Consider the following 17773-nt stretch of genomic DNA (forward strand, 5'->3'; position numbering starts at 1 on the left):
GATTAGTTGCCTCCTTCCTGAGCAGCTTGTTTCTTAGCCGTAGGAAGAACCTCTCCACGATAGATCCATACTTTCACGCCGATACGGCCGTAAGTCGTATGCGCTTCTGCTGTACCATAGTCGATGTCTGCACGAAGCGTATGAAGTGGAACAGTTCCTTCACTGTAGCCTTCCGTACGAGCAATCTCGGCTCCGCCAAGACGTCCGCTGACCGATGTTTTAATCCCTTTAGCTCCAGAGCGCATAGTTCTTTGAATCGCTTGTTTCAGTGCACGACGGAAAGATACACGACGTTCCAGCTGTTGTGCAATGCTTTCAGCAACAAGAATAGCGTCCAGTTCAGGGTTTTTGATTTCAGAAATGTTGATGTGAACTTTTTTGCCGCCGGCAATTTTAGTCACTTGTCCGCGCAGTACTTCTACTTCGGAACCACCTTTACCGATAACCATACCTGGCTTCGCAGTGTGGATCGTCACGTTCACACGATTAGCCGCTCTCTCGATTTCGATACGGGATACAGCGGAGTCTTTCAATTTATTTTTCAGGTATTCACGGATTTTCACGTCTTCCAGCAAAAGATCACCGAAGTCTTTGCCTGCATACCATTTGGATTCCCAATCACGGATAATACCGATACGGAGTCCTACTGGATTTACCTTTTGGCCCACACGTTTTCCCTCCTTATTTTTCAGCTACCACCAAAGTAATGTGGCTGGTGCGTTTATTGATCCGGCTTGCACGTCCCATCGCACGCGGGCGGAAACGTTTCATAGTCGGTCCCTGGTTGACATAAGCTTGCGTCACAACCAATTTAGTTACATCCAAAGAGTAGTTATGCTCAGCGTTAGCGATAGCCGAGTTCAAAAGCTTCTCAACAACCGGAGATGCAGCTTTCGGAGTGTGACGAAGAATAGCGATCGCTTCGCCGACTTGCTTACCGCGGATCAAGTCAACAACGAGTTGAGCTTTACGAGGAGCAATACGAATCGATCTAGCATGTGCTTTTGCTTCCATATGTTTAACCTCCTCTCAAACAAAGAGCTTCATTAATTATCTTCTTGTTTTCTTATCATCTTCATGACCTTTGTAAGTACGAGTTGGAGCGAACTCACCCAACTTGTGTCCTACCATGTCCTCTGTTACATATACAGGTACATGTTTACGGCCATCGTATACTCCGAACGTGTGACCGATAAATTGCGGGAAAATAGTGGAGCGGCGGGACCAGGTTTTGATCACAGCCTTTTTGCTTGCGGCGTTCATGTCCTCCACTTTTTTGAGCAGATATCCGTCAATAAAAGGTCCTTTTTTCAAACTACGGCTCATATTGAAATCCTCCCTTCACCAAATTGTCTCGTTACCTTCGAGCCTGTCACGAAGTTATGCACAATCGCGCATTACTTCGTGCGGCGGCGAACGATATATTTGTCAGAAGCTTTACCTTTTTTACGTGTTTTGTAACCAAGGGTTGGTTTACCCCATGGAGACATAGGCGATTTACGTCCGATTGGAGCGCGGCCTTCACCACCACCGTGAGGGTGATCGTTAGGGTTCATGACGACACCACGTACTTCAGGACGTTGTCCAAGCCAGCGGCTACGACCCGCTTTACCGATTTTGATCAACTCATGGTCTTGGTTACCCACAGAACCGATAGTTGCACGGCAAACTTTCAGGATGCGACGAACTTCACCGGAAGAAAGACGAACAGTTACGTACTTATCTTCTTTACCGAGAAGCTGAGCTTCTGTACCAGCAGCACGAACCAATTGTCCGCCTTTACCTGGTTTCAACTCGATGTTATGGATAACGGTACCTACCGGAATGTTTTCCAGTGGAAGTGCGTTACCGATCTTGATGTCAGCACCTACTCCAGATACTACTTGGTCTCCAACTTTCAGACCTTTAGGAGCGATGATATAACGCTTTTCACCATCTACATAGTGAATCAGAGCGATGTTGGAAGTACGGTTCGGGTCGTATTCGATTGTAGCAACGCGACCTGGAATGCCGTCTTTATTCCGTTTGAAGTCAATGATACGGTATTTACGCTTATGTCCGCCGCCATGGTGACGAACCGTAATTTTACCTTGGTTGTTACGGCCAGCTGTTTTGCTCAGCGGAGCCAAGAGCGATTTTTCCGGCTGATTCGTGGTGATTTCTTCGAAAGTCGACACGGACATGTTGCGTCGAGCCGGGGATGTCGGTTTATACTTTTTAATAGGCACTGAATTTTCCCTCCTTACTTAAGAAATTCTTATTCAACCGATTCAAAGAACTCGAGCGGTTTGCTGTCTGGAGCCAAAGTCACGATTGCCTTTTTCCATTCGGTTGTGTAACCGGAATAACGGCCATAACGCTTTGGTTTAGCAGGAACACGCATCGTATTCACGTTCGATACTTTAACTTTAAAAATAGATTCGACAGCTTGCTTGATCTCGGTCTTGTTAGCACGGATATCCACTTCAAAAGCATATTTCAGCTCTGCCATGTAGTCAGCCGTACGTTCCGTGATCACCGGGCGCTTGATTATATCGCGTGGGTCTTTCATTACGCGAGCACCTCCTCTACCTTCTGAACTGCTTCCTTCGTAATGATCAGTTGATCGTACGACAGTACGTCAAGAACATTAATGCCGTCAGCCGCTACGAATTTCACACCAGGAATATTACGAGCGGAAAGGGCTACATTATCATCATAGCTTGGAGCAACGATCAGAGCTTTACGGCCTACTTTCAGGTTGCTAAGAATGTTAGCAAACTCTTTCGTTTTCGGCGCATTCAGCGTCAATTGATCCAATACGATAATCGCGTTGTCAATCACTTTGGAAGACAATGCGGATTTGATAGCCAAACGACGGACTTTCTTAGGAAGTTTAAATGTGTAGCTGCGCGGAGTTGGTCCAAATACCACGCCGCCGCCTTTCCATTGTGGAGAACGGATCGAACCTTGACGAGCACGGCCGGTACCTTTTTGTTTCCAAGGCTTACGTCCGCCGCCGCGTACTTCAGAACGTCCTTTTACTTTGTGGGTACCACGACGAAGGGAAGCGCGCTGCAGCAATACTGCGCTGTGCAGTACGTGTGCGTTCGGCTCGATGCCGAATACAGCTTCATTCAATTCTACTTCGCCAACTTGGCTACCGCTGACATTATAAAGTGCTACTTTAGGCATTGTTTGTTCCTCCTTTCTTTAGGCGATTATTTCTTCACCGTTTCTTTGATTTGAACGAAACCTTTTTTAGGTCCAGGAATGGAGCCTTTTACAAGGATTACGTTACGCTCTGCATCGACTTTAACAACTTCGAGCTTTTGAATCGTAACTGTCTCATTGCCCATGTGACCTGGCAGACGCTTTCCTTTAGGAACACGGTTTGCCTGGATCGAACCCATGGAACCTGGTCTACGGTGATAACGGGAACCGTGAGACATTGGTCCGCGGCTTTGGCCCCAACGCTTGATTACACCTTGGAAACCTTTACCTTTGGAAATACCCGTTACGTCAACAAATTCGCCTTCTGCGAAGACATCAGCCTTCAGCTCTTGTCCAACCTCGACACTCGCGAGGTCAACACCGCGAATTTCGCGAACGTAGCGCTTAGGCGCAGTGTTTGCTTTTTTCGCATGGCCTGCTTCTGGTTTGTTAGATCTGTTCTCTTTCTTATCAGAGAAACCGACTTGAATCGCTTCGTATCCGTCGTTTTCCAGATCTTTCTTTTGAAGAACAACACAAGGACCTGCTTCGATAACCGTTACAGGAATTACAACACCCTCAGGGGTAAACACTTGAGTCATTCCGAGCTTTCTACCTAAGATACCTTTCATGTTGACACCTCTTTTCTCTTCTCTAATTCATTATGCAATGCTTACAGTTTGATTTCGATATCTACACCGGACGGCAGGTCCAAGCGCATCAAGGCATCCACAGTTTGTGGAGTCGGGTTCACGATGTCGATCAAGCGTTTATGTGTACGCATTTCGAACTGTTCCCGAGAATCCTTATACTTGTGCACCGCACGGAGAATGGTAATTACTTGTTTCTCAGTTGGCAGCGGGATCGGACCGGATACACCAGCACCCGAACGTTTTGCTGTCTCAACAATTTTCTCAGCGGATTGATCAAGAACTCTGTGGTCGTATGCTTTCAAGCGAATACGAATTTTTTGCTTTGCCATTTTATTCCCTCCTTCTATCGCCCAATTTGGTATCGGACATACTCCGCGAAAATTTTCCAACCACCTGCCTCATGGCAAAGGGGCCGGGTGTGTCGGTAACCTCTCGCATCATCGCAACGTCGCAGAACAACATTCACTATTATATATAAAAGATAGGCGTATTGCAAGCACTAATTCATAATTAATATGCATTTGCATCATTAACCGAAAGTTGCAGGACTTGGTTAATAGATTCCGTCGCTTCAGCATATCATATTGTACCGAGTTATCTCTTCTATATAATAGATTGTTCCGAATCTAAGTAGCTAACATCCATTTGGATATTGTAATCGGGTTACTCGGACTGACCTCAAAAAGGAAAAGAGCCTGATCCAAAGGACCAGACTCTTTTATCAGGACAACACATTGTTACTCGTTACAATACACTGTTGCTATATTCAAGGCTGTTCGTAAGCCTTAATTACTTAATGATGCTAGCAACGGAACCAGCACCTACGGTACGGCCGCCTTCACGAATGGAGAACTTAGTTCCTTCTTCAATCGCGATTGGGTTAATCAGGTTAACCGTTACTGTGATGTTATCACCAGGCATAACCATTTCGGAACCTTCTGGCAAGTTGATCACACCAGTTACGTCCGTTGTACGGAAGTAGAACTGTGGACGATAGCCAGTGAAGAAAGGCTTATGACGTCCGCCTTCTTCTTTGCTCAGTACGTATACTTGAGCTGTGAACTCAGTGTGTGGCTTAACAGAAGCGGGCTTAGCAAGTACTTGACCGCGCTCGATTTGAGTACGTTCAACACCACGAAGCAATGCGCCGATGTTGTCACCAGCTTGAGCGGAATCCAGCAATTTACGGAACATTTCTACGCCCGTAACAACGGATTTCTTAGTTTCTTCAGCGATACCAACGATTTCGATCTCGTCACCAACTTTGATCGTACCACGCTCTACACGACCTGTAGCAACGGTACCACGACCAGTGATGGAGAATACGTCCTCGACAGGCATCAAGAAAGGCTTGTCAGTGTCGCGCTCTGGCAATGGGATGTACTCGTCGATTGTTTTGAACATTTCAACGATTTTTTGTGCCCATTCGCCATCTGGGTTTTGCAGAGCTTCACGAGCGGAACCACGAGTGATCGGAGTGTCGTCGCCTGGGAAGTCATACTCGCTCAGAAGGTCGCGAACTTCCATTTCAACCAATTCCAGGAGCTCTTCGTCTTCAACCATGTCGCATTTGTTCAAGAATACAACGATGTAAGGAACGCCTACTTGGCGGGACAACAGGATGTGCTCGCGAGTTTGCGGCATTGGGCCGTCAGCTGCGGATACAACCAGGATAGCTCCGTCCATTTGAGCAGCACCAGTGATCATGTTTTTAACATAGTCAGCGTGACCTGGGCAGTCAACGTGTGCATAGTGACGAGTATCAGTTTCGTATTCAACGTGAGCAGTGGAGATTGTGATACCGCGCTCGCGCTCTTCTGGAGCTTTGTCGATTTGGTCGAATGCTACAGCAGCACCACCGTAAGTTTTGGACAATACAGTTGTGATTGCAGCAGTCAAAGTTGTTTTACCATGGTCAACGTGACCGATAGTACCGATGTTAACATGGGGTTTCGTACGTTCGTATTTAGCCTTTGCCATTTGAACAATTCCTCCTTAAGGGGATATATATGTTAGGCCGGAAGCGGAGTTAACGGGATGTTGATCCCGCCTCCTATCCAGCAGGTAAAACGTTATTACTCTCCGCCTTTGATCTTGGACACAATTTCATCGGAGATATTCTTAGGAACTTCTTCGTAGTGGGAGAGTTCCATGGAGAACACACCGCGTCCTTGTGTACCGGAGCGAAGGGTAGTGGAGTAACCGAACATTTCGGAAAGAGGTACTTTCGCACGGATAATTTGAGTACCACCACGGGAGTCCATACCTTCGATACGTCCACGGCGGGAGTTCAGCATACCCATTACGTCGCCCATGTATTCCTCAGGCACGGTAACTTCAACTTTCATGATTGGCTCAAGCAGGACAGGCTTACACTTGTCTTTAGCTGCTTTCAGAGCCATGGAACCGGCGATTTTAAACGCCATTTCATTGGAGTCAACATCATGGTAAGAACCGTCGACGATTGTTGCTTTCACGTCAACAAGCGGGAAGCCGGCGAGTACACCGTTCTTCATTTGCTCTTCAATACCTTGTTGTGCTGGACCAATATATTCTCTTGGTACCGAACCACCGACAACTTTGCTCTCGAATTGGTTACCGCTACCTGGTTCCAGAGGTTCGAACTCAACCCATACATGACCGTATTGTCCACGACCACCGGACTGACGAACGAATTTACCTTCAACGCGAGCTGGAGCACGGAATGTTTCGCGGTAAGCTACTTGTGGTTTACCCACGTTAGTTTCTACCTTGAACTCACGACGCATACGGTCGATGATGATGTCCAAGTGAAGCTCACCCATACCTGCCAGGATCGTTTGGCCTGTTTCTTCATCAGTATGTGCACGAAGAGTTGGATCCTCTTCCGTCAACTTACCGAGAGCCACACCCATTTTATCTTGGTCAGCTTTTGTCTTAGGTTCTACTGCGATTTCGATAACCGGATCAGGGAAGTTCATGGACTCCAGGATAACCGGATTTTTCTCATCACATAGTGTATCACCTGTACCCGTATCTTTCAAACCTACGGCAGCTGCGATATCTCCGGCGAATACTTCGGAAATTTCTTGACGGCTGTTCGCATGCATTTGAAGGATACGACCGATGCGCTCGCGCTTACCTTTCGTTGCATTCAGTACGTAAGAGCCGGATTGCAGTACACCGGAGTATACGCGGAAGAAAGTCAGCTTACCAACATAAGGGTCTGTAGCGATTTTGAATGCCAAAGCCGAGAACGGCTCTTCATCGGAGGAATGACGGATAGCTTCAGTTCCATCTTCAAGGGTACCCTTGATGTCTGGAACGTCAGTTGGAGCCGGCAAATAATCGATTACGGCATCAAGCATCAGCTGAACGCCTTTGTTACGGTAAGAAGAACCACAGATAACCGGGAAGATCTTAACTTCGACAACACCTTTACGCAGAGCAGCTTTCAACTCAGCAATGGTGATTTCTTCACCTTCAAGATATTTCATTGTCAAGTCTTCATCAAGTTCTGCTACCTTCTCAACAAGCTCGTTGCGAAGCTCTTCCACTTGATCCTTGAATTCTGCTGGAATTTCGGTTTCTTCGATATTTTGACCGAGGTCATCCTTATACATAAAAGCTTTTTCCTCGATAATATCGATGATGCCAATGAAATCATTCTCTGCACCGATTGGAAGCTGAATCGCTACCGCATTCGCTTGCAGACGCTCTCTCATATCTTTAACTACGTTCAAGTAGTCGGCACCGATAATATCCATTTTGTTTACGTATGCGATCCGCGGAACTCCATAACGGTCTGCTTGTCTCCAAACAGTCTCCGACTGAGGTTCAACGCCCTCTTTCGCACTGAATACACCTACTGCCCCATCCAATACACGAAGGGAACGTTCAACTTCTACTGTGAAGTCAACGTGCCCCGGGGTGTCGATAATATTAACGCGATGACCCTTCCAAGAAGCGGTAGTCGCAGCGGATGTAATCGTGATACCGCGCTCCTGCTCCTGCTCCATCCAGTCCATTGTAGCTGCACCCTCGTGAACTTCCCCGATTTTGTGCGTACGGCCTGTATAGAACAAAATCCGCTCTGTAGTGGTCGTTTTACCAGCGTCAATATGCGCCATGATCCCGATATTACGTGTATTTTTCAAGGAGAACTCTCTTGTCGCCATGCGAATAGTCTCCCTTCAAAATTAGAAGTATTAATTAGTTGCTGAATCCTACCAACGGTAGTGAGCAAACGCTTTGTTCGCTTCAGCCATTTTGTGTGTATCTTCGCGTTTCTTAACGGAAGCGCCTGTGTTGTTGGAAGCATCGATGATCTCAGCCGCCAAACGCTCTTCCATGGTTTTCTCGCCGCGGTTGCGGGAGTAGTTTACGAGCCAACGTAATCCAAGGGATGTACGTCTCTCTGGTTTAACTTCGATCGGAACCTGGTAGTTAGCACCGCCGACACGACGAGCTTTAACTTCCAATACTGGCATGATGTTCTTGATAGCTGCTTCAAACACTTCCATCGGATCATTACCAGTACGTTCCTTGATGATGTTGAACGAATTGTAAAGGATGCTTTGAGCAACACCTCTTTTACCATCCAACATGATGCGGTTGATCAGACGAGTCACCAGCTTGCTGTTATACACTGGATCTGGCAGCACGTCTCTTTTAGTTACTGGACCTTTGCGTGGCATGGATATCCCCCTTTCTTCAGTCATGAGTCATATTACGAAAACATGAGCATCAATTAGCTTTTTGCTTTAGGACGCTTCGTGCCGTATTTGGAACGAGCTTGCATCCGGTTGTTTACACCAGCGGTATCAAGTGCGCCGCGAACGATATGGTAACGTACACCCGGAAGGTCTTTTACCCGTCCACCGCGAACCAATACAACACTGTGCTCTTGCAAGTTATGTCCGATACCCGGAATGTAAGCCGTCACCTCAATGCGGTTCGTCAAGCGAACACGAGCATATTTACGAAGTGCGGAGTTCGGTTTTTTCGGCGTCATTGTGCCTACACGAGTGCATACACCGCGTTTTTGCGGAGCGCTCAAGTCGGTCTCCTCACGTTTCAAAGCGTTAAAACCTTTTTGAAGAGCTGGAGATTTCGATTTGTAAACTTTAGCTTGACGGCCCTTGCGAACCAGTTGGTTAATTGTTGGCATGCTAGCCACCCCCTTCCCGTATTTATCATTCGATTACAAACCCCGTTTAAGTCCACAGACCCAGGCGGTTCATAAAAGAACAAATGAAAAGTTTTTGCCGAGAGAAGTAACGTCTTCTCCAACAAAAACGATTTCTCAAATCATGATTTCAAGACAGCTACCATAGCTGCACCAACTTCAATACCGCATGCTTCTCCAAGCTCTATCATCGTGGGTACATAATTGATATGCACGCCATTCTTATCACACTCGGATACGACTTTTGAAATCAAACGTTGGTCGCAATCTTCAGCCACATATACCTCTGTAGCCAAACCGGATTCAACGGCCTTCATCGTTTGTTTGGTGCCAATCTTGATGTGTGCATCCTGTAATCCTTTATCATTAGACACAAGTCATTCCTCCAAAAGAACAGGGAACAAAGAAACTATTCACGCACCTTTGCTATATTAGCATCTGCCCTAATCGATGTCAAGCTATTAAATCAGGAAAAAAGAAACTTTGGGACGAGGAGGTCTTCCGCATCTTAAGATACGGAAATCTCCTCATCACCTGACTGTTTCTTAATCTATAGAAGCTGTTTCGAGTTCCTGACTTTCGTCATTCACATCGTTTTGTCCCTCGAACTTCACGCTGCGATAACGGTTCATACCGGTACCTGCAGGGATCAGTTTACCAATGATAACATTCTCTTTCAGACCAAGCAGCTGATCGACTTTGCCTTTAATGGCAGCGTCAGTCAACACGCGAGTCGTCTCCTGGAAGGAGGCTGCTGACAAGAACGAATCCGTTTCGAGAGATGCTTTTGTAATCCCGAGGAGAACCGGTTTAGCAACCGCTGGTTCTTTTCCGGAGAGAATAGCGTCTTTATTCGCTGTCTCGTATTCATGCATATCCACGAAGGAGCCTGGCAGCAGGTTCGTATCTCCCGCATCAACGATACGGAATTTACGCAGCATCTGTCTGATCATAACTTCAACGTGTTTATCGTTAATTTCCACGCCTTGGTTACGGTATACGCGTTGAACTTCCTGAAGGATGTAGTTCTGCACGCCGCGGATACCTTTGATACGAAGCATTTCCTTCGGATCAATGGAACCATCGGTCAGTTCATCCCCGGCTTCAATTTGCTTGCCTTCGCTTACGCGCAGACGGGAGCCATAGGTAACAGCGTAAACCTTAGTCTCAGCTTCACCTTGTACTTCGATTTCACGACGGTCCTTCGTTTCGCGGATCTCTTTAACCACGCCGTCGATCTCACTAATGGTCGCTTGACCTTTAGGATTACGGGCTTCAAAGAGCTCCTGGATACGCGGAAGACCTTGTGTAATATCATCGCCGGCAACGCCGCCTGTGTGGAACGTACGCATCGTGAGCTGTGTTCCCGGTTCGCCGATGGATTGAGCTGCGATAATACCAACCGCTTCACCAATCTCAACATGCTTACCAGTAGCCAGGTTACGGCCGTAACATTTTTTGCAGACGCCATAACGTGCACGGCAGCTCAAGATGGAACGAATTTGAAGCTTCTCAACGCCAGCTGCTACGATTTCCTCAGCTTTGTCGGAGTCAATCAATTCGTTACGGTTCACGATAATCTCTTTCGTTTCCGGATGACGGACAGTTTCAAATGCATAACGTCCCTCAATACGGTCGTAGAGATCCTCGATAACTTCTTTACCGTCCTGAATACGGCTAACGGTAAAGCCTTTATCCGTGCTGCACTCATCTTCGCGAACGATAACATCCTGGGCTACGTCAACAAGTCGACGAGTCAAGTAACCGGAGTCAGCGGTACGAAGCGCCGTATCGGCAAGACCTTTACGCGCACCGTGCGTGGACAGGAAGTACTCGAGTACCGTCAGTCCTTCACGGAAGTTCGATTTGATTGGGAGTTCGATGATACGACCCGACGGGTTGGCCATCAGACCCCGCATACCGCCAAGCTGAGTGATCTGCGATTTGTTACCCCGTGCTTTGGAATCTACCATGAGCATGATGGAGTTAAAGCGGTCCATCGATTTCATGAGTACATCCGTGATATCATCCTTGGTCTTAGACCAGATATCGATAACACGATCATAACGTTCTTCATTCGTAATCAAGCCGCGGCGATATTGGTTCGTTACCACTTTAACCTTCTCGTCGGACTCTTTCAGAATTTCATTTTTCTCGTCAGGTACGATAACGTCGGATACCGCAACCGTTACGCCTGCACGTGTGGAATAGGTGAAACCGAGCTGCTTGATTTTATCCAAAATCACAGAGGTCTCCGTTGTATGGTACGTTTCGAAGCAGCGTGCAATGATGGAACCCAGATATTCCTTACCAACAGCACCGCTGATTGGCAGTTCCTGAATCACTTTTTGAATATCTGCACCCTTCTCGTACACGAAATACTTCTCAGGCGTGCCTTGCAGCAGGTTCGTACGAGTCGCTTCATTGATGTACGGGAAGCTGGCAGGGAAAATCTCGTTAAAGATAATCCGGCCGATCGTCGTAATCAAAATCGCATCCTGCTGTTTTTCCGTGAAGCTGGTTTTGCCAAGAGCTTTCACCGGAATCGCTACGCGTGCATGCAGACCAGCTGCTTCACGCTGATAAGCGGAAACCGCTTCGTTCACGCTGCCCAGAATCATGCCGGTACCTTTTTCTTCCTTGTTATCCATAGTCAGATAGAAGGAACCCAGTACCATATCCTGAGAAGGCGTAACAACCGGTTTACCGTCTTTCGGGTTCAAAATGTTACCCGATGCCAGCATCAAAAGACGTGCTTCAGCTTGAGCTTCAGCTGACAAAGGAACGTGAACCGCCATTTGGTCACCGTCAAAGTCAGCGTTATACGCTGTACATACGAGCGGGTGAAGACGGATCGCATGGCCCTCAACCAGAATCGGTTCAAATGCTTGAATACCGAGTCTGTGAAGCGTCGGTGCACGGTTCAGAAGAACCGGATGCTCTTTAATAACCTCTTCGAGCACATCCCATACTTCTGGACTTACACGTTCTACTTTGCGCTTCGCACTCTTGATATTATGTGCAAGGCCTTTGTTGACCAGTTCTTTCATAACAAACGGCTTGAAGAGCTCAAGCGCCATTTTCTTAGGCAGACCGCATTGATACATTTTCAGGTAAGGACCTACAACGATAACGGAACGACCGGAATAGTCAACCCGTTTACCGAGCAAGTTCTGACGGAAACGTCCTTGTTTACCTTTCAGCATGTGGCTGAGGGATTTAAGCGGACGGTTACCAGGACCTGTGACCGGACGACCGCGGCGGCCGTTATCGATCAGTGCATCGACAGCTTCCTGCAGCATGCGCTTCTCGTTCTGAACGATAATATCCGGCGCGCCGAGATCCAGCAGTCTTTTCAGACGGTTGTTCCGGTTAATAACACGACGGTACAGATCGTTCAAGTCGGAGGTCGCAAAGCGTCCACCATCAAGTTGAACCATCGGGCGAAGCTCCGGCGGAATGACCGGCAGCACATCCATGATCATCCACTCCGGATTGTTGCCGGAGTTACGGAACGCCTCAATTACTTCCAGGCGTTTGATGGCCCGGTTGCGGCGCTGACCCTGTGCAGTGCGCAATTCTTCCTTAAGGAACTCAAGCTCTTTGTCAATGTCGATGTCTTGAAGAAGTTTCTTAACCGCTTCAGCACCCATGCCTGCTTGGAATCCGTAACCGTACTTCTCACGGTAGCTGCGATATTCCTTCTCGGACAACAGTTGCTTCTTCTCCAGCGGTGTATCTCCCGGATCGGTTACAACATAAGATGCGAAGTAAATGATCTCCTCCAGAGATCGTGGGGACATATCCAGAGCCAGACCCATACGGCTTGGAATGCCTTTGAAATACCAAATATGCGATACAGGAGCCGCAAGTTCGATATGACCCATCCGTTCACGACGGACTTTAGCGCGTGTTACTTCAACGCCACAGCGATCGCAGACTACTCCTTTATAACGGACACGCTTATACTTACCGCAATGACATTCCCAGTCCTTCTGCGGACCAAAAATCCGCTCACAGAACAAGCCTTCTTTCTCCGGCTTCAATGTACGGTAGTTAATCGTTTCCGGCTTCTTCACCTCTCCGCGAGACCAAGAGCGAATTTTTTCCGGTGAAGCAAGACCGATTTTCATGTACTCAAAATTGTTAACGTCCAACAAGGAGCAACCCTCCTCAACCTAGTCCTATTTATGTGCTATACGACCATAACACCACCGCCGACTTATAAGCCGACGGGGGTGAATGATTGACCGTTATTCCACTCCGACTTCAGTGCCTTCCAAGTTAAGGCTCAGTTTATCACCTTGAGCATCGTCTTCGTCATCGAGTTCTTTCATCTCGATTTCCTCTTCATTCTCGCTCAGGATTTTGACATCCATACCGAGAGACTGAAGCTCTTTAATCAATACCTTGAACGATTCAGGAACACCCGGTTCCGGAACGTTCTCGCCTTTGACGATGGATTCGTAGGTTTTCACCCGGCCGACCACGTCATCCGACTTGACGGTAAGAATTTCTTGCAGCGTATAAGCAGCACCGTAAGCTTCAAGTGCCCACACTTCCATCTCACCGAAGCGCTGTCCACCGAACTGAGCTTTACCACCCAGCGGCTGCTGCGTAACGAGAGAGTATGGTCCCGTAGAACGGGCGTGAATTTTATCATCAACCATGTGCGCGAGCTTGATCATGTGCATGACGCCGACGGTAACTTCACGTTCAAAACGTTCACCCGTCCGTCCGTCGTACAATACGGTCTTACCATTGCGCTGCATGCCTGCTTCTTCCATCGTATCAAACACGTCATACTCGCTTGCACCGTCAAATACCGGTGAAGCCACGTGAATGCCGAGCTGGAGCGCAGCCATACCCAAGTGAACCTCGAGCACCTGACCGATGTTCATCCGTGATGGAACCCCTAGAGGGTTCAACACAACTTGAACCGGCGTGCCATCTGGCAGGAACGGCATATCTTCTTCAGGCAAAATACGGGCAACGACACCTTTGTTACCGTGACGTCCGGCCATTTTGTCACCTTCGGAGATTTTACGTTTCTGTGCGATGTAAACGCGAACCAGTTGGTTAACGCCCGGCGGCAATTCGTCGCCGTTCTCACGTGTAAACACCTTCACGTCTACGATGATTCCGTCACTACCGTGAGGAACGCGCAGCGAGGTATCGCGCACTTCGCGAGCCTTCTCACCGAAGATCGCATGCAGGAGACGCTCTTCAGCCGTCAGCTCGGTTACACCCTTAGGCGTTACCTTACCTACGAGAATATCTCCGGCGCTGATTTCGGCACCGATGCGGATAATTCCACGCTCGTCAAGGTTCTTCAGCGCTTCTTCACCTACGTTAGGAATATCACGCGTAATTTCTTCCGGTCCGAGCTTCGTGTCACGAGCTTCGGATTCGTACTCCTCGATATGAATCGAAGTGTACACATCCTCTTTGACCAGTTTCTCGGAGAGAAGAATCGCATCCTCGTAGTTGTAACCTTCCCAAGTCATGAACGCAACAACGACGTTGCGGCCCAGTGCCAATTCGCCCATCTCCGTGGATGGACCGTCTGCGAGAATGTCGCCTTTTTTGATGACATCGCCGCGTTTAACGATTGGACGCTGATTGATGCATGTTCCTTGGTTCGAGCGCATAAATTTGTGTAATTTATGTTTAATAAGATCGCCTTTGACTTCTTGTCCGTCGACATTTTCCACACGGCGGACCCAGATTTCATTAGCGGATGAACGTTCAATAATCCCGTCATGTTTGGATACAATACATACACCGGAGTCTTTCGCAGACTTGTGTTCCATTCCGGTTCCGACGAGCGGAGCTTTAGGAATAAGAAGCGGAACAGCCTGCCGCTGCATGTTGGATCCCATCAGCGCGCGGTTGGAGTCATCGTTCTCAAGGAACGGAATGAGCGCCGTCGCTACCGACACGACCTGCTTAGGCGATACGTCCATGTAGTCTACACGGTCGCTCGGCATAGGAAGGATGTTATCGGACTGCTTGTTATAACGGACGATAACCATTTCGTCAGCGAAGGTACCATCTTCGTTGAGCTCGGCGTTCGCCTGGGCAACGATGTAGTTATCCTCTTCGTCTGCAGTCAGGTAATCGATTTGGTCCGTTACTTTACCGGTCTTCGGATCCACCCAACGATACGGAGCTTCAATGAAGCCATATTCGTTGATGCGCGCAAACGTCGACAAGGAGTTGATCAGACCGATGTTCGGTCCCTCCGGGGTCTCGATCGGACACATACGGCCATAGTGACTGTGGTGAACGTCCCGCACTTCAAAGCCCGCACGCTCACGAGTCAAACCGCCGGGTCCGAGAGCAGACAGACGACGTTTATGCGTCAGTTCCGCAAGCGGGTTGGTCTGATCCATGAACTGGGACAGCTGGGAGCTGCCGAAGAACTCTTTAATCGATGCGATAACCGGACGTATGTTGATAAGCGCCTGCGGCGTAATCACGTTTGCATCCTGAATCGACATTCTTTCACGAACGACACGTTCCATCCGGGACAAACCGATACGGAACTGATTTTGAAGCAATTCGCCTACGGAACGCAGACGACGGTTACCCAGGTGGTCAATATCATCCGTATTGCCAATCCCATGCAGCAGGTTGATGAAATAGCTGATGGAAGAAATGATATCTGCCTGTGTAATATGCTTCACCGATTTATCAATGTTTGCGTTCGCGATGACCTTCACGACTTTGGCATCCTCAATCGGAGAGAATACATCGATCGTTTGCAGCGGGATATCCTCGCTGTCCATCACACCGCCGGTAACATGATAATTCTTGAAGCCTACGCTCTTCTCAAGGTAAGGCATGATCTCGTCCAAAAGACGGCGGTCTACGGTTTGACCAGCTTCTGCAATGATCTCACCCGTATCGATGTCTATCAAACTCTCTGCCAAACGCTGATTAAAGAGACGGTTCTTAATATGAAGCTTCTTGTTGATCTTGTAGCGACCAACGTTAGCCAAATCATAACGCTTCGGATCGAAGAAACGGGCAACGAGAAGGCTCTTCGCATTCTCCAGTGTTGGCGGCTCGCCCGGACGAAGACGTTCATAGATTTCGATGAGCGCTTTTTCCGTAGAGTCGGTGTTGTCTTTATCCAGCGTATTTTGAATATATTCATCATTGCCCAGAAGATCCAGAATCTCGGCATCTGTACCAAAACCAAGTGCACGTAAAAGTACCGTTACAGGGATTTTACGGGTACGGTCGATCCGGACATAGATAATATCCTTCGCGTCCATCTCCAGTTCAAGCCAAGCGCCGCGGTTAGGGATAACTGTTGCAGTGTACGTCGTCTTACCGTTTTTATCCACTTTTGTGCTGAAATAGACGCTGGGAGAGCGAACCAACTGGCTGACAATAACCCGTTCGGCACCATTGATAATGAATGTTCCGGTTTCCGTCATTAACGGGAAGTCTCCCATGAACACTTCCTGCTCCTTGACCTCTCCGGTCTCCTTGTTAATGAGCCGGACTTTCACGCGGAGCGGCGCCGCATAAGTAACGTCGCGTTCTTTCGCGTCATCGACGGTGTATTTCGGTTCTCCAAGGCTGTAGTCAATGAACTCTAGCACCAAATTACCTGTGAAATCCTGAATCGGCGAGATGTCCTGGAACATTTCGCGGAGTCCTTCCTCCAAAAACCATTCATAAGATTTTTGTTGGATTTCAATCAGGTTCGGAACTTCGAGTACCTCGTTAATACGAGCATAACTTCGCCGAGTGCGTCGACCATATTGAACAAGATGTCCTGCCAACTTAAACTCACCCCTCATGTCTACTCACTTTAAAAATTTCATTGCGAACCTCTGTTTGTAACACTATAATGGAACATACAGAGGACACTCCCATAAATAGAGAAAAGCCCTTATCGAATACCTTTTCGAAAAAAGAGCAGCTTATCCATGGTTATGATAATCATCTCATATCCTGTAGATTTGCCCAAAATGTACATATTATACGTCAATATGATCGACTTTATGCATCTTTCCACACATTAAGTCTTGACATTTCAGCCAACTAAAGACAAAGAGACCATCCTAATACTGACATTTTATAATAATACCATACCAGCATACCCAAGTCAACAGCCTAGTCGAACTATTTTAAGAAGATTTCGTCGCTTTGAATATCCGGTATCCTTTATCCTTCGTTACTTCCTCAACATGATGAAATAGACTCTCCAGCTTCGCTTTGGCTGAAGGAGCGCCTTGCTTCTTCTGAATCACAACCCACAGCTGCCCATCCTCGCGCAGATGCTTCCACGCTTCTTCGAATATGGCATGCACCGTCTCTTTCCCGGCACGAATCGGCGGATTGGTAAGAACCACGTCGAATTGCTGACCCTGCACCGCAGCAAACAAATCGCTCTCCAAGATCGTCACATTGGATATACCATTACGTTTCGCATTCTCCTTGGCTAATTCGACAGCACGGCTATTAATGTCGATCATCGTCACATGTCCTTGGGGTGCCATTCTTGCCGCTGACAGACCGATCGGACCATATCCGCAACCTACATCCAACACCTCAGCATGCTGATTAAAGTTCATAGCCTCTATTAATACCTTGCTCCCATAATCTACGCCACTCTTAGAGAATACGCCCGCGTCACTGATAAAGTTGAAAGTCTGCCCCCGAAGCTCCGTCTTTAACTCCTTACGGTCATGAGCAATTTCCGGCTGATTCGAGTAATAATGTTGATTCGGCATCATTTCCT

Annotated in this window: 16 protein-coding genes; all 16 read right to left on the minus strand. The window is 47.8% G+C overall.

Going from position 1 to position 17773, the window contains the following annotated elements; genetic code table 11:
• Nucleotides 1-2 precede the first annotated feature (2 nt).
• Nucleotides 3-668, minus strand: a complete 666-nt coding sequence (gene rpsC / locus AK95_RS16445) for a 30S ribosomal protein S3 (RefSeq protein ID WP_006212915.1) — start codon at nucleotides 666-668, stop codon at nucleotides 3-5.
• A 13-nt stretch (nucleotides 669-681) separates the two neighbouring features.
• Nucleotides 682-1014, minus strand: coding sequence for a 50S ribosomal protein L22 (rplV, locus tag AK95_RS16450; protein ID WP_015737624.1), 333 nt, complete (start codon nucleotides 1012-1014; stop codon nucleotides 682-684).
• A gap of 36 nt (nucleotides 1015-1050) precedes the next feature.
• Entirely contained in the window at nucleotides 1051-1326 is a 276-nt protein-coding gene (gene rpsS / locus AK95_RS16455) for a 30S ribosomal protein S19 (RefSeq protein WP_006212917.1), read from the minus strand.
• A 71-nt stretch (nucleotides 1327-1397) separates the two neighbouring features.
• Entirely contained in the window at nucleotides 1398-2228 is an 831-nt protein-coding gene (rplB, locus tag AK95_RS16460; RefSeq protein WP_006212918.1) for a 50S ribosomal protein L2, read from the minus strand.
• Between the two features lie 29 nt (nucleotides 2229-2257).
• Nucleotides 2258-2551: a 50S ribosomal protein L23 gene (gene rplW, locus AK95_RS16465; protein ID WP_006212919.1), complete on the minus strand. Its 294-nt coding sequence runs from the start codon at nucleotides 2549-2551 to the stop codon at nucleotides 2258-2260.
• Nucleotides 2551-3174: a 50S ribosomal protein L4 gene (gene rplD, locus AK95_RS16470; RefSeq protein ID WP_071221019.1), complete on the minus strand. Its 624-nt coding sequence runs from the start codon at nucleotides 3172-3174 to the stop codon at nucleotides 2551-2553. Before rplD ends, rplW begins: the two co-directional genes overlap by 1 nt.
• 26 nt (nucleotides 3175-3200) lie before the next feature.
• Nucleotides 3201-3824: a 50S ribosomal protein L3 gene (gene rplC / locus AK95_RS16475; RefSeq protein WP_009589211.1), complete on the minus strand. Its 624-nt coding sequence runs from the start codon at nucleotides 3822-3824 to the stop codon at nucleotides 3201-3203.
• Between the two features lie 41 nt (nucleotides 3825-3865).
• The gene (rpsJ, locus tag AK95_RS16480) at nucleotides 3866-4174 is read right to left on the minus strand and encodes a 30S ribosomal protein S10 (protein ID WP_009589214.1); all 309 of its coding nucleotides are present in this window, start codon (nucleotides 4172-4174) and stop codon (nucleotides 3866-3868) included.
• A gap of 460 nt (nucleotides 4175-4634) precedes the next feature.
• Nucleotides 4635-5825 (minus strand): elongation factor Tu, encoded by a 1191-nt coding sequence (gene tuf, locus AK95_RS16485; protein WP_071221020.1) that lies wholly within the window; start codon nucleotides 5823-5825, stop codon nucleotides 4635-4637.
• A gap of 95 nt (nucleotides 5826-5920) precedes the next feature.
• Entirely contained in the window at nucleotides 5921-8002 is a 2082-nt protein-coding gene (gene fusA, locus AK95_RS16490) for an elongation factor G (RefSeq protein WP_071221021.1), read from the minus strand.
• Between the two features lie 48 nt (nucleotides 8003-8050).
• On the minus strand, nucleotides 8051-8521 hold the full coding sequence (rpsG, locus tag AK95_RS16495; RefSeq protein ID WP_006212929.1) for a 30S ribosomal protein S7: 471 nt from the start codon (nucleotides 8519-8521) through the stop codon (nucleotides 8051-8053).
• A gap of 53 nt (nucleotides 8522-8574) precedes the next feature.
• Complete coding sequence (gene rpsL, locus AK95_RS16500) at nucleotides 8575-8994, minus strand: 30S ribosomal protein S12 (RefSeq protein ID WP_006212930.1); 420 nt, start codon at nucleotides 8992-8994, stop codon at nucleotides 8575-8577.
• A gap of 140 nt (nucleotides 8995-9134) precedes the next feature.
• Nucleotides 9135-9386 (minus strand): ribosomal L7Ae/L30e/S12e/Gadd45 family protein, encoded by a 252-nt coding sequence (locus AK95_RS16505; protein WP_015737626.1) that lies wholly within the window; start codon nucleotides 9384-9386, stop codon nucleotides 9135-9137.
• A 171-nt stretch (nucleotides 9387-9557) separates the two neighbouring features.
• Nucleotides 9558-13172, minus strand: coding sequence for a DNA-directed RNA polymerase subunit beta' (rpoC, locus tag AK95_RS16510; protein ID WP_071221022.1), 3615 nt, complete (start codon nucleotides 13170-13172; stop codon nucleotides 9558-9560).
• 93 nt (nucleotides 13173-13265) lie between these two features.
• Nucleotides 13266-16811: a DNA-directed RNA polymerase subunit beta gene (rpoB, locus tag AK95_RS16515; RefSeq protein ID WP_071221023.1), complete on the minus strand. Its 3546-nt coding sequence runs from the start codon at nucleotides 16809-16811 to the stop codon at nucleotides 13266-13268.
• 348 nt (nucleotides 16812-17159) lie between these two features.
• Entirely contained in the window at nucleotides 17160-17765 is a 606-nt protein-coding gene (locus AK95_RS16520) for a class I SAM-dependent methyltransferase (protein ID WP_071221024.1), read from the minus strand.
• Nucleotides 17766-17773: the final 8 nt, after the last annotated feature.

The organism is Paenibacillus sp. LC231 (assembly GCF_001860525.1).
Classification (GTDB): Bacteria; Bacillota; Bacilli; order Paenibacillales; family Paenibacillaceae; genus Paenibacillus_AQ.